General features: G+C 47.7%; 13 protein-coding genes. 9 read left to right on the top strand and 4 right to left on the bottom strand.

What is annotated here, in order from left to right; all coding sequences use genetic code 11:
- Window positions 1-255, bottom strand: a complete 255-nt coding sequence (locus GGR41_RS08430; protein ID WP_209279785.1) for a YtcA family lipoprotein — start codon at window positions 253-255, stop codon at window positions 1-3.
- A gap of 188 nt (window positions 256-443) precedes the next feature.
- On the opposite strand from GGR41_RS08430, the gene dctP reads away from it, so the two are divergent.
- From dctP to GGR41_RS08415, 3 genes are all read left to right on the top strand, one after another.
- Entirely contained in the window at window positions 444-1,412 is a 969-nt protein-coding gene (gene dctP, locus GGR41_RS08425; RefSeq protein WP_167661450.1) for a TRAP transporter substrate-binding protein DctP, read from the top strand.
- 88 nt (window positions 1,413-1,500) lie between these two features.
- Complete coding sequence (locus GGR41_RS08420) at window positions 1,501-2,004, top strand: TRAP transporter small permease (RefSeq protein WP_167661449.1); 504 nt, start codon at window positions 1,501-1,503, stop codon at window positions 2,002-2,004.
- Between the two features lie 2 nt (window positions 2,005-2,006).
- Window positions 2,007-3,326, top strand: a complete 1,320-nt coding sequence (locus GGR41_RS08415; protein WP_167661448.1) for a TRAP transporter large permease — start codon at window positions 2,007-2,009, stop codon at window positions 3,324-3,326.
- A gap of 53 nt (window positions 3,327-3,379) precedes the next feature.
- Here the strand turns inward: GGR41_RS08415 and GGR41_RS08410 are convergent, their stop codons facing one another.
- Complete coding sequence (locus GGR41_RS08410) at window positions 3,380-4,810, bottom strand: DEAD/DEAH box helicase (protein ID WP_167661447.1); 1,431 nt, start codon at window positions 4,808-4,810, stop codon at window positions 3,380-3,382.
- Between the two features lie 537 nt (window positions 4,811-5,347).
- Between GGR41_RS08410 and GGR41_RS08405 the strand changes: the two genes are divergently transcribed.
- From GGR41_RS08405 to GGR41_RS08380, 6 genes are all read left to right on the top strand, one after another.
- Entirely contained in the window at window positions 5,348-6,091 is a 744-nt protein-coding gene (locus GGR41_RS08405; protein WP_167661446.1) for a GntR family transcriptional regulator, read from the top strand.
- Window positions 6,092-6,336: 245 nt separating this feature from the next.
- Complete coding sequence (locus GGR41_RS08400) at window positions 6,337-7,302, top strand: Bug family tripartite tricarboxylate transporter substrate binding protein (RefSeq protein WP_167661445.1); 966 nt, start codon at window positions 6,337-6,339, stop codon at window positions 7,300-7,302.
- 55 nt (window positions 7,303-7,357) lie between these two features.
- Window positions 7,358-8,890 (top strand): tripartite tricarboxylate transporter permease, encoded by a 1,533-nt coding sequence (locus GGR41_RS08395; protein WP_209279784.1) that lies wholly within the window; start codon window positions 7,358-7,360, stop codon window positions 8,888-8,890.
- Between the two features lie 6 nt (window positions 8,891-8,896).
- Complete coding sequence (locus GGR41_RS08390; RefSeq protein ID WP_167661444.1) at window positions 8,897-9,343, top strand: tripartite tricarboxylate transporter TctB family protein; 447 nt, start codon at window positions 8,897-8,899, stop codon at window positions 9,341-9,343.
- 83 nt (window positions 9,344-9,426) lie between these two features.
- Window positions 9,427-10,320 carry an MBL fold metallo-hydrolase gene (locus GGR41_RS08385; protein WP_167661443.1) on the top strand — a complete coding sequence of 298 codons (894 nt, stop codon included), beginning with the start codon at window positions 9,427-9,429 and terminating at the stop codon, window positions 10,318-10,320.
- Window positions 10,321-10,602: 282 nt separating this feature from the next.
- Window positions 10,603-11,883 carry a glycosyltransferase gene (locus tag GGR41_RS08380; RefSeq protein ID WP_167661442.1) on the top strand — a complete coding sequence of 427 codons (1,281 nt, stop codon included), beginning with the start codon at window positions 10,603-10,605 and terminating at the stop codon, window positions 11,881-11,883.
- A 171-nt stretch (window positions 11,884-12,054) separates the two neighbouring features.
- Here GGR41_RS08380 and ssb read toward each other — a convergent pair whose 3' ends face one another.
- Window positions 12,055-12,585, bottom strand: a complete 531-nt coding sequence (gene ssb / locus GGR41_RS08375; protein WP_167661441.1) for a single-stranded DNA-binding protein — start codon at window positions 12,583-12,585, stop codon at window positions 12,055-12,057.
- 89 nt (window positions 12,586-12,674) lie between these two features.
- Window positions 12,675-13,883 carry an MFS transporter gene (locus GGR41_RS08370; protein ID WP_229711128.1) on the bottom strand — a complete coding sequence of 403 codons (1,209 nt, stop codon included), beginning with the start codon at window positions 13,881-13,883 and terminating at the stop codon, window positions 12,675-12,677.
- Window positions 13,884-13,970: the final 87 nt, after the last annotated feature.

Raw genomic sequence — 13,970 nt, 5'->3', positions numbered from 1 at the left:
TTAGTATACAAAAAAAAGTAATAACGCTGCCAAGCAAAACATGACCATCAGCCCAATGTAGAGTACTGGCTTATAGCGCAAGGCATCGTCCACACCGAGCCGTATTAACACCCCTCGCACCACTAAGGTCACGACAACGGAAGCCAGTGCAAACACTAGCCAAGCAGGGAAATAAGCCCCTCCAATACTAAACGACGGTGCGCGCTGACATCCCGTTAATAAAAAAGCCAGCCCTGTCACCAAAAAAATAGTCATAAGTTCAGTCCATTCCCTGTACAGAAGGCTCCTATTATAGTGTGTCTGCTCTCACTCACCTCTATCGACGCACCCTCTACGTAGTTCGTATAAACCCTATGCAGAAAAAGCTTTAGTTAAAAGGTAATATATTTAAGACTAAATATATTACCCTTAATAGTTATCCCTACACCCCATTAGGATGAGACATGCTTAAACAGACCTCTAAATTGCTATTAGGCTTGGCATTGTGTTTTGGCGCCTGGGGCGCTAATGCGGAACAAACCACGCTTAAAGCCGTATCCGCTTTCGGCAAAGACACTTTTTTTAACGAGCGCTTCGAACAGTTTGTAGAAAAAGTGAACGAAGAAGGCAAAGGCCTTTTACAGATTCAAGTCATCGGCGGCCCAGAGGCCATACCCACTTTTGAAGTGGGTAATGCAGTGCGGTCTGGTGTGGTTGATTTTGCTAATACTAGCGCTGTGTTTCACGCCAACCTTGTACCCGAAGCCTTAGCTATGACGCTCACGGATCGCCGTATGGATGAGCTGCGTGCCAATGGCGGCTACGACCTAATGAATCAAATCCATACAGACAAATCCAATATGATTTGGCTAGCTCGTGTCACTGACGGCTTGCAGTACCACCTATACGTCAATAAACCCATCGATAAGGCTGATTTAAAAGGGTTTAAGATCCGCAGCACACCCGTTTATTTAGCATTATTACGCAATTTAGGCGCCACCGCTTTACAAATCTCCCCCGGTGAAACCTACACCGCCTTAGAGCGCGGGGTAGTAGATGGCTACGGTTGGCCATCGGTGGGCTTATTAGACCTTGGCTGGCAGGAAAAAACCAAATACCGGGTCGAACCCGGCTTTTATAACGTTGAGGTCAGCTTTTTTATCAATAAAAACAGCTGGGAAAAGCTGAATGACGAGCAAAAATCCTTTCTGCAAAAACAAGTGGAATGGGTAGAGTCCTTAAATCAACCTGAACTTGAACGCGGTGAAAAAGAGAAAAAACGTCAAGAAGACGCAGGCATTGAAGTGATTTCTCTTTCTGAGGCAGCCGCTACCGACCTGCTCAATAAAGCCTATACCGCCGGTTGGGAAAATATTCATAAAGTTAGCCCAAATAATGCCGCCGATATAGAAAAACTGTTTGGCCGTGACTAAGTCCTGTATGGCATCACGCTCCACTTAAGGCATCTTCGACGTCGCAGATGCCTTTTGACCTTTTATTACTCTACCGAAAGGACAAAGCATGTCTCTTCCTGCGCCCCGAGCAGCGGGCCCCTATCACGTATTGATGTCGTGTTGTGGGGCGTTTTCTGCTATCACCTTTGGCCTAATGAGTGTATTGGTGACCTTAGACGTACTGCTACGCAATCTAGATATTGATCTCATCCCCGCCAGTGTAGAAATCACTGAATATATGCTGATGGTAGCAACGTTTATTGCAGCACCTTGGCTACTCTATCAGGGCGGCCATATCCGTATTGATGTAGTCGCCAACCTTTTTCCGCCTCCCATACAACGCGTTTTAGCCGTGTTTTGCAATGCATTAGGCTTTTTTGTCTGCGCTGTTTTGGCTTGGCAATCGTGGAGTGTTTTACAAGATTCGCACCACCAAGGCAGCGTCGTGTTTAAAGAGCTTATCTTTCCCGAGTGGTGGCTTAGCATCCCGCTTTTAATTGGCTCTGCCTTATTAACAGTAGAGTTTTTACGTCGTCTCTATAACGACTTTTCACGCAAAGAGGTCGTCTAATTATGGAATGGCAATCTGCACTCTTATTAATGCTCGGGGCTCTGTTCTTTTTTATGGCCATGGGCACACCTGTCGTTTTTGCTTTTTTAGCAGTCAATTTGATTGGCGCTTGGGTGTTTTTAGGTCAGGAGGCCGGTTTAGCCCAATGGGTTCGAAACACGACGTCATCAGTGACTAGCTTTGCGCTGACGCCCATTCCTTTATTTGTCTTGATGGGAGAGGTGCTGTTTCATACCGGGTTGGCCTTTAAAGCCATTAATGCTATCGAGCGCTTAATTTCACGTGTGCCGGGCAAGTTATCTATTGTCAGCATTTTAGGTGGCACGACTTTTGCCACGCTATCTGGCTCTTCTATCGCGAATACCGCCATGATGGGGGGCGTGATGATGCCAGAAATGCAGCGCCGCGGTTACCACCCCACTATGTCCATGGGGCCTATCATGGCAGTAGGTGGAATTGCCATGTTGATCCCACCTTCAGCCTTAGCCGTGATGCTAGGCAGCTTAGCGGGAATCTCAATTGAACGGCTCCTGATCGGAGGGATCTTACCTGGGTTAATCATGGCGGCGGGCTTTTTAGGCTATGTCATTATTAGAAGCCGTCTGCGCCCTCAAGATGCGCCTTCTACCCCTGAGGACGAGAACCCAGTACAGGGCTGGGAAAAATGGAAACCTTTTTTCTCTGATGTTGTGCCCTTATTAGGTATTTTTATTGCCGTAGTCGGCTCTATGCTGGCTGGCTGGGCCTCGCCTACTGAATCCGCAGCAATAGGGGTAACCGCTTCAGTGATTGCTACCTGTTTTTACCGTGCGCTCACATGGAAAGCGCTATGGACTAGCCTCATTGAAACCGCCAAGGTGTCGGTCGTTATTTTGTTCATACTCGCTGCCTCTACGACCTTTGCACAGCTGCTCAGTTTTTCTGGCGCCAGCGCTGGCTTTTTAGGTTTAGTTAAAAGTATGGGACTAAACCCGGCTATTTTGGTTATTAGCATGCTGCTGATCTTGCTGGTGCTAGGTATGGTGTTGGATCAAGTCAGCATGATGATGATTGCTCTGCCGTTTTTTATGCCGTTAGCCCATGCTGCAGGGGTCGAACCTGTCTGGTTAGGAGTGATGATTCTGATTGCGCTAGAAATCGGCTTACTCACACCTCCTTTTGGCTTGCTCTTGATTGTGATGCAAAGCGTAGCCCCCAGCTCAATACGACTTCCACAGATTTATCGTGCTGCCGTTCCATTCCTAGTCATCGAAATTCTTGTGCTGGTGTTAGTTTTCACTGTGCCTTGGCTCGCCGTTGGTTTGCCTAATTTAATACGCTAACCCAACAAAAAAGGCCTCGTTAATTAACGAGGCCTTTTGGTTACTAACAGTAATTAGTGAGCAGCAGCACGACTGGAGCTACGACCACCTGAACGCGGTTTTCCGGAAAAATTACCTGGACGACCGGTAGGACGAGCAGAAGGTTTACCACTGCGATCACCACGACGTGGCTTACGGCTGTCTTGGTCACCACGCCCTGCGGCTGGCCCTTCACCGGCACGGACTGGACGGCTTGGACGGGTGTCACGAGACTCGCCATCACCAAATTTCTTCGGCGCGCCATTGTTAAAGGCTGGACGACGACCACCACCATTACTTTTACGTGCTTTATAGGTAGGACGCGCTACACGAGTGGGTTCTAAACCGGGAATGGTTTCCACAGGAATAGGCTGCCCAATAAAATGCTCGATGCGACGCACTTTGTGACGCTCAGATACATTTGCTAAAGTAAAGGCTAAGCCGTCTTTACCGGCCCGACCTGTACGGCCAATACGGTGGGTATAGTCTTCGGCTTGCATGGGCAAATCGAAGTTAATCGCATGGCTAATGCCTTGCACATCAATACCGCGTGCCGCTACGTCAGTGGCAACCAACACACGTAAACGACCCTTTTGAAGCAAACTTAATGTGCGTGTTCGTTGGCGTTGGTTCATATCGCCATGCAATGCACCCGCCGCAAAGCCTTCATCTGCTAAATGCTCGGCTAGGTCATCTGCACCACGCTTAGTGGCGGTGAACACAATAGCTTGGCCCAAGCTTGAGTCACGCAACAAATGATCAAGTAAACGCATTTTATGCTCAGCGTTATCTGCGTACAGCAACGCTTGAGTAATATTGGCGTGTTTTTCACGATGACCTGACACCTCGATGGACAAGGGGTTGCTCATCATTTGGCTAGCTAAATCGGCTACTGTGCCATCGAGGGTGGCAGAGAACAACAATGTCTGACGATCAGAAGGCGTGCGTGCTACGATGCTTTCAATGTCTTCGATAAAGCCCATATCAAGCATACGATCGGCTTCGTCAAGAACTAAAGTGTGAACGGTGTTGAGCTTAACGCGCTTAGCTTGGATGTGGTCCATTAAGCGACCTGGCGTGGCGACTAATACGTCAACACGACGGGATAAGGCTTTAAGTTGGGCACCATAAGGCATCCCACCTACCACTACCGCCACTCGTAAATCGCGACACTGTGAGGCATAGGTTTTAGCGGCTTCACCCACCTGCATGGCGAGCTCGCGTGTAGGAGCCAATACCAACACGGATACACCACGTTGTTTAGGTGGATTAGCCAAAATTTTGTTCAGCGCTGGCAGCATAAATGCTGCTGTTTTTCCACTACCTGTTTGTGCCGACACCATTAAATCATGGCCTTCTAGGGCTTTAGGAATAGAGGAAGACTGAACAGAGGTAGGCTCGGAAAAGCCCGCTTTCTGTAAAGCAGATAATAAAGGAGCAGCCAAACCTAGGGTTTCAAAAGACATAACATACCTTTGCTGTACGCACAGCAAGAGACACGTCTAGAGCAGTAAAAGGCACTAAGACGATAGATTAATTGGAAAGCATCGGGCCGACCAATCAACCTAATCGTAAGGCAATATAGATGCCGCAGGCTTGGGGGTCAGAAAACGCGATGACAAGACAGCAAAACGATTTTGCTGTAAATGTAGATAGTAGACTTAGCCAAAAAAGACTAAGCCTACTATTAACGCATATATGCAGACTTTAAGCAAGTACTATTGCTAAAAGCTATGGTGAAAAATAGACAGTTGTTTTTGTAGGTATACGTTAACCCCAAAAAAGCCAGAGCAACAAAATAATAGGAATAGGAACGCCAATTAACCACAATAAAATGGAACGCATAAGAACTCTCCTCGTGAATTGATTTGTCTTCTACTGGCCCCTCTCCGTTAGACTAGGGGTATGACTTCCACCATACACCCACTATTTGTGATTTCCTATATCATAACTAAAACATAAGTAAAAATTCACTACAACATCGCCTATCTTTCTTTTTACCTATGCAAGAAACCATTAACTCTACTCTGAAAAAACCGTCTCGCCTGCCTCTTTCTTTAAAGGTTAAATACACCTTGCGGGCGCGCATGGAAAAAGGAGAGTGGCCTGTTGGCACTCAGCTTCCCACTTTACCGCAGTTAGTAGATCAATACGGTGTGTCTCGGGCCACCATTCGTACCGCTCTAGACGAACTAGAGCGCGAAGGGCTTATCGAGCGCACGCGCGGACGTGGCACCTTTGTTATTGCTGATATCAGCAAGCAACATTGGTTAATGTTGCCCAGCGATTGGAATGCACTCATCGCACAAATCGAACAGCTACACGTTCAATTTCATTACTTAGGTGACGGAAGCAGTGCCCTACCTAGCGATCTCAACGATGGCACTGCCGCAGACATCTATTGGTGGACCTCGCGCATTAATGTACGAGACGGCTTGCCCTACAGTTTTAATACCGCTTATGTGGCGCAATCTCTCTACGAGGCCCACCGAGATGAGTTTGAAAAAGAAGCCGTCTTAACCGTGCTACAACGTCATTTTGCCGATCAGCTTAGCTCTGCCCGTCAAGTCCTAACGATCCAGTCCAGTGATGCTGTGGTAGCAGGCCATTTGCAAATGGACATTGGCACCCCCCTTATCAAAGCCATTCGTATTGCTAAAGACCCTGACGGCCGCATCCTTTATGCAGCGCAACTGCACTATCGCGCCTCGTGCGTCTACATCGAACAAGATATTAAAATGAGCTAACCCTCTACCTTTGTAGGGGTTAGTCTTGATAGAGTGTGCATTGACGTCAGGAAACTTTAGTCATAAAGTATTAAAAACAGTACTTTATGACTAACTAGCTATTTATGTAATCCGCTCTCTTTCTTTATATAAAAAACAGGTGTGTTGTATAGGGGATAACATCGTTTGATCCTCTTGCTCACTGCGTTAGCGGTTTACCTAGTAGATCTAGGCCCATCTTATGCCCCACCACAAAGGAGACAACCATGTGGAAAAAATTGCTCATGCTTATGGCCTGTTGCAGCCTACCCCCGGCTTTTGCAACCACCGACTGGCCCGAACGTCCTGTTCACGTCATTGTGGCTTACAGTGCAGGCGGAACTGGAGATAACTTAATTCGTCTTATTTCCGATCAGCTTTCCGAACAGCTCGGCCAACCCATTATTGTGGAAAACAAGCCTGGCGCCGGCGGCAATATTGCCAGTGCATACGTCGCTAAGGCAAAGCCCGATGGCTACACCCTGCTTTTAGGGGCTGCAAATAATTACACCGCCAATCAATACCTTTACCCCAGCATGCGCTTAGACCCGGCCACGGATTTAAAACCCGTAGCAGTGCTTGGTGATGTGCCTTCGGTGATCTACATTAATGGCAGCCTTGAAGCCAATGACTTTGAGTCTTTTTCAGCACTCGCCAAGGCGAAAAAAGGGGAATTCAACTACGGTTCACCTAGCATAGGCACCACTCCCCATTTAGTTGCTGAGCTCATTAACCGCGACCAACAATGGGATTTGCATCATATTTCTTATAAAGGGGCTGCCCCTGCTGTGCTAGGTCTATTGGCTAATGATGTGCAGTTTTATCTTGGTGGCATTGGCCTAGGCGACCAATACGTGAAAACAGGTCAACTCAAAGCCATTGCCATTGGCGCCAAAGAGCGTGTTGCTGAGCTACCTGACGTACCTACCTTTGAGGAAATTGGTTTAGGGCACATCAAAGCCAGTAATTGGTGGGGCGTCACGGCACCCAAAGACACGCCTGATCCTGTTATTACCACTTTACAAAATGCGTTTGTTACCGCTTTGTCTGATCCCGACACGGTAGAACGCTTGCGCAAGATGGGCATTATTACGTGGCGCGAAGGCCAAGACGAAACGCTGCAAAATCTTATCAAAACAGAAAGTCCTTATTGGGAAAAAGTCATTTCCGACTTAGACGTCCAAATTAACTAATCCACCTACGAGGAGGCCTCTAAACGAGGCCTCCTACCTTCTATGTGGGATCATTATGTTAGACAATTTACTCTTAGGTTTTTCTGTTGCCCTGACTTTTAGCAACCTGCTTTATGCTTTTATTGGGGTGTTTGTTGGGAATCTAATTGGGGTGTTACCTGGCATAGGGGCTTTAGCTGCTATTGCTATGTTGCTACCTATCACCTACGGGCTGGATCCAACTGGGTCGCTGATGATGCTAGCAGGCATTTATTACGGCACCAGCTTTGGAGGCGCGACCACCTCGATTTTGCTTAATATTCCAGGTACGGTTTCTCATGCCGTTGTGTGCTTAGATGGACACCCCCTTGCCAAGAAAGGCCGAGCTGGACCCGCCATTTTTATGGCTATGTTTGCATCCTTTCTTGGGGTCTCTATCGGCACCCTTTTTATGACAGCTTTCAGTCCCTGGTTGGCTCAAGTGGCTTTCTCCTTTGGGCCGGCTGAATACTTTTCACTGATGGCAATGGGGCTGTTAGCCGCCTCTACACTCAGCTCCGGCTCTGCAGTACGAGCCATTGCAGCGGTAGTAATTGGGCTAATTTTTGGCTGTGTAGGCACTGACCCGAACTCGGGTGTGTGGCGCTTTACTTTTGATCTGCCTGATTTAGCCGATGGAGTACCGCTGGTTGCCCTAGCTCTTGCATTTTTTGGTGTATCTGATGTATTAGCCACTGCAGGTTTATTGCCTTCCCAGGCCAAAGAAAAAACCGCCATTACTAAAGGCCAAGTGCGCCCCACGCGTCAAGACATGAAAGAATCTGCGGGTGCCATGGCACGAGGCTCACTACTGGGCGCGTTTATTGGTGCTATACCAGGTATGGGCGGGGCACTCGCCGCCTTTATTTCATATGCCACTGAAAAAAATGTTTCCAAAAACCCAGCACAGTTCGGTCACGGCGCCATTCAGGGTGTATCTGGTCCAGAAGCCGCCAATAGCTCGGCTGACATCACCAGTTTTATCCCTACTTTGACTTTAGGCATTCCTGGTGGCGCCGTCATGGCGCTCATGATGGGTGCGCTGATGATTCATGATATTACCCCTGGCCCTTTGCTCATTACCCAGCATCCCGAATTATTTTGGGGTTTAGTAATTAGTTTTTGGGTAGGCAATCTTATGCTGTTGCTTTTAAATATTCCCTTAATTGGGATTTGGGTGCGTATGCTTAGTGCACCGTATCGATTCATTTTCCCTATTGTTATTTTTCTTATCTGTATTGCAGCCTATGCCTCCACCAACGCTATGTTTGATGTGGGCTTAGCGTTGTCATTAGGGGTAGTGGCCTTTTTCCTTAGTCGTTTGCATATTCCTCCCGCACCCATGCTTTTAGGCTTTATTTTAGGTCCTCTTTTAGAGGAGAACTTTAGACGTGCTCTTGAACTGTCTCGCGGCGACCTTAGCGTCTTTATTACGCGCCCTCTAAGTGCTACTTTTTTAGGCATTATTGTGGCACTGCTGCTTTGGGTGGGCCTCAGTTTTTATAAAGCACATCTACGCGCTAAAAGCCAACCTCACCCTGTTTCCGAGCCAACTCTTTCTGCCTCCTAAACCATCATGAAACATCATCGTTTTATCGCCGCTGCCTTTATGATTATTTTGGGTTTAAGCACTTCATTCTTAAGCGCAGAATATGGCCTAGGCAGTTTGTCATCCATGAATGCCGGTTATTTTCCTTTTGTATTGGGCCTCATCTTGAGCGCGTTGGGTGGCATTGTATTGCTAGTACCGGAAACCTCAGTCTCGCCTGCTGCGCCTCGTTTTACTCTGCGAGCTTATGTGCGTCCTTGGTCTGCGATTATAGGCGGCATGCTGGCTTTTATTGTTTTAGGACACTATGGCGGACTAGCGCCAGCCACCTTTACCTTGATCATGATCACTGCACTGGGCGACCGTAACAACTCATTAAAAGACAGCGTATTGCTTGCTACTGGCACCACATTTTTTGCTATTGCTGTTTTTCATTACGGCCTGAATTTAGCTTTCCCTTTATGGAAGCTATAAATTTATTTATTTATTTCACTTGAAAAGTACTAAAAACCGTACTATAACTCTTTATAAGCTTTATAAGAATTAGGAGATACACAATGAAAATCACCATGTTAGGCACTTCAGCAGCGTTACCTGATCCAGATCGAGCACAGTCTGCTATTTTAATTACTTTAGATAATGGCAAGAATTACTTGTTTGACTGTGGTGAAGGCACGACCCGCCAAATGGTCAAAGCCAACATTAACCCAGCAGATGTGCCTTGGGTGTTTGTTAGCCACCTGCACTACGATCACGTTTGTGGCTTGCCTTTCTTTGTACTTTCTAGCTGGGTCTTTAACCGTAAAGACAAACTCAAAGTGTACGGGCCTAAAGGCATACAAGATTTCGTCGATCACTCATTTGAAAATGGCGCCTACAAAATCGATATTCGTGCTCGTGCTGATTTTCCTGCGCGTCAAAAGAACATTGATGCGGTACGTCCAGACGTCACAGAGGTTTCACCCGGCTTGATGTACGAAGATGAGGATGTCAAAGTCTACTGCGATATCGTGGACCATATTCCTACCGAAATCACGGATTGTTTTGGTATTCGCTTCGAGGCAGAAGGTAAAGTCATCGCATTTAGTGGCGATACCGCTCCTTGTGACTCCATGATCCGCTTAGCCCAAGACGCCGACCTACTCATTCATGAGTGCACCTTCCCTGAGTCGTTCTTAGAGCACCGCGCGAAATCCGGCGTAGGAACCTTTGCTCACACCAGCCCCTTACAACTCGGTGAAATTGCTACCAAAGCGAATGTAAAAAGTTTAGTGGCCACCCACTTTGGTCACTTTGACTCGACGAGCCCGGTTATTAAACGGGCGGCGGGGATGCATTTACCCGTTGAGCTAATGGGGCCAGAGCGTCTTGACGAGGTCGCACGTGACATCCGCAAGGGCTACAAAGGCGAATTGCGTTTGGCCACCGATTTAATGCGCATTGACCTATAAATAATTCAGCGCAATAAAAAAGCCTCGTATTGAGGCTTTTTTTTCGTCTGCGTAGGGTAGTGGCCGTCACAGCGTCAACGGCCTCAGCTCATTGAGCTACCTCAACAGAAAGATATAGAAAAAAATAGCAACTTTTTGAAAACAATATGGGGTGCTGCAGAGGGGGCAAAATGGTAACTTAGCCTTAACGCCCCCTCATCTGGAAAGCGTTGAGTTAAAAAGCCTAAAACAACCCGATGCCACTCGGTTATTTTATTTCACTAGCCTTCTACTCATTTCACCATGAAAGATAAACCCCTTATTGTCTTTGTTAGCGCTGTGTACCCGAGCCAATACACGTTGTTATGCCGTCACTTGCGCGAGATGGACGTAGCGGAAACGTGGTTCTTTACTACGCCAGGCCATGTAAAAAGACATGCCCATGAAGACGATTATTTACGCGCTTTTCAGCCTGATGGCCCCATTGTGGGTCAAATTGGTTATTACTACTCAAGCAAAGTCGAACGATCGGCTCGTATTGGACGCGGCTTGATTAAAGCGCTACACCAATTTGAAAAAGAGCAAGGTAGACCGATTGATATTGTGGTCAGTCACTCTTTATGGGGCGCACCCAATTGGCTCTATAGTGAGCTACAGGCTGCCATTGTCAGCTACATTGAATTTCCGAGCTATCGAACGCATGGTTGGGACCCGGCTTATCCTCCGGATCCGGCACAGCGTATGGGTGATCGCAATACAGAAATGCTGAATATGCATCAAGTGTTATGCAGTGATCTCACCATTACCCCCAGCGCCTTTGCGCGATCTATGTTTCCTGAAGCCCTGCAGGATCGTGTCGCGGTTCAGTTTGAAGGGTTTAATATCTCGCCGCCTACGGCCGTCACTGCTCCGCCGCCCGATCGACCCTTTACGGTGGCTTTTTCGGCGCGTGACTTATCAAGCTCTAAAGGACTAGAAACCTTTGTACGCTTAGTTGATCGATTGGTGCGCGAAGGCGACGCCAAAGCCATGCGTTTTTTGGCTCTCGGCGACCCTAGCGCCTCTACCTACGGGTACGAACAACAATGGGTACAACGCAAGTACCAACACGAGCCAGAAGACAGTCCAACCAAAGTCAAAACCTTTTTAGACCATTTATTGCGCGTTTACCCTGCGGCAGCCGGTGTGATCGAAGCCCCTGGCAAATTGCCTTATGACGCATTTGGCGCAGCAATTTCAGAGGTTGATCTGTTCCTTTATCCGCTTAAATATGGTGTGGCCAACTGGGGGTTAATGGAAATATTAGCTCGAGGCAGTTGTGTTATTGGCTCAAACTGGGGCTTTGTGCCAGAGCTCATTACCAACGATGTCAATGGCGTATTGCTGCCCGATGACGACGACCAGTGGATTGCCACCATTCGTGAATTGAAAAATGATACGGAGCGGCGCATTCGTTACAGAAAGGCAGCCGCCGAATTAGGACAGTCCTATCATATTTCTCAGGTAGCTCCGTTGTACATGAAGCTATTTGAAAGAGCCTTAGCCCAGAAAAAGCAACGCTTGGCAGAAAATCGGCTTTGGTAAGCGGTAGGCTTAACGGCAAAAAAGCGTCTTGCCCCTGATATCTAGCGAGTGCCAGTAAAGCCAATGCGCGCACGCTAAAGCAAAAAAGCCGTCTTCCCAAAGGAAGCGGCTTTTTTGTTTAGTGCAGATCTGGTCGTTTCAGCGAGGGACGTATCACGTTATGTGGAGCAGTTAAAACGGGATATCGTCATCCATATCCGCCATGTTATCGATAGGCGATGCTTGATAGTTTTGCTGAGAGCGCTGTTGTTGAGGTGCTGGCTGCTGCGGTGGACGTTGTTGTGCCGGGGCAGAGCGCTGCTGTTGAGGTGCGGATTGGTTAAAGTCGCTGTCATAGTCGCCACCGCTAAAGTCGCCGCCGCTATCGCCACGCCCACCTAGCATTTGCATTTGATCGGCAAGAATTTCTGTGGTGTAGCGGTCTTGGCCGTCTTGGCCTTGCCATTTGCGGGTACGTAGACGACCCTCGATATAAACCGGACGACCTTTGCGTAAGTATTCGCCTGCAATTTCAGCCAGTCGATTGAACATAACGACGCGGTGCCATTCGGTTTCTTCACGGCGCTCACCGGTTTGGCTATCACGACTATTAAATGTAGTCGCAATAGAGAGGTTACACATTGCAGAGCCATTAGCGGTATAGCGAACCTCGGGGTCGCGCCCCAAGTTGCCTACCAAAATTACTTTGTTTACTGAGGCCATGTTGTTTTCCTTTAAATATCTATGTGTTCTATTATCGGTGATTTAGAAACGAAGTCCTAGTGGCTACTTTTAGCCTTGACGAAATTAACTCACAGTTGCACTGTAAAGCGACGAGTACTGCCCCACCACACTAGTGCTAGGGCTGCCCCTAACCAAAGCGCCCATTGCATTCCTGCGGTAGAAGCAATCACCCCACCCGCCAACCCGCCACCAAACACCCCTAAAGATTGCGTCGTGTTATAAAAACCCATGGCTAAGCCTTTGTAATTAGCGGGAGCAACGCGTGAAACGAGTGAAGGCTGTAGGGCTTCTAGGGTATTAAAAAGACAGAAGAATAAAAACAAACAAACCACGACACCCCAAAATGACTGACTTGCCCATGGCATTACCGTCATCACTAAAGCCAAAGCAAAGACCAAGTGCGTTAAGGTTTTTGTGTGTGTTTTACGTACCTCTGTGCGTATCACCATAGGAATCATAAAACCAAAAGACAATACGATCACAGGTAAATAGACTTTCCATAGACTGCCTGAATCTAACTGTCCGACTTCAGATAAGGTGGTTGGAATGACCACAAACAAGGTCATTAAAATAAAGTGCAACGCAAACACACCTAAATTTAAGCGTAATAAATCGCTATGACCCAGCACTTCTCGTGCTGATACCTGTACAAGGCTTTCGCTTTTGGGGTATTCCGCGATGCCAAAGGCAGCGATAAGTAAACAGACAAAACCTAAAAGGCTAATTGCCCAAAATAAGCCAGACAAGCCAAATTGACCCACCAATACGGGAGACAGCACCAATGACACAGCAAAGGACAAACCAATAGCAGAACCCACCATTGCCATCGCACGTGTGCGCACCTCGGGGCGCGTTGCATCAGCCACCCAGGCGGTAATAGCAGCGGAAATAGCCCCTAACCCCTGAAGCACGCGTCCTACAATAATGCCATCTACACTCTGGGCTAGCGCACTGACCACGCCCCCAATAATAAACAGCACCATACCCGCCACAATAACGGGGCGGCGACCAAAACGATCTGAAGCCATCCCCAGCGGTATTTGCATGATGGCTTGCGTCAACCCATAGGCGCCTAAAGCGATGCCAACTTTCATGGCGTTATTGCCGCCCGGAATACTTTGTGCTGCTACCGCAAAAATAGGGGTTAGTAAAAACAACCCTAACATGCGTGTGGAAAACAAAATGGCTAGCAAAACACTAGAGCGGCGTTCTTGAGGCGTAAATTGCACTCGTTTGGCGATTTTTTTACTCATTTCCTGATTTTTAGACGAACTCATGCAAGACTCAATAGTTAACGCTTTACAAAAAGCTGACCACTCAACCGCGCACTAATTGGCGGTACACGCTATAGTAGTAGGTTAGCC

The organism is Paenalcaligenes hominis, assembly GCF_011927625.1.
GTDB classification, from domain to species: Bacteria; Pseudomonadota; Gammaproteobacteria; order Burkholderiales; family Burkholderiaceae_B; genus Paenalcaligenes; species Paenalcaligenes hominis.
Note: the sequence above shows the minus strand (reverse complement) of the source record. Positions and strands in the feature narration are given on the sequence as shown.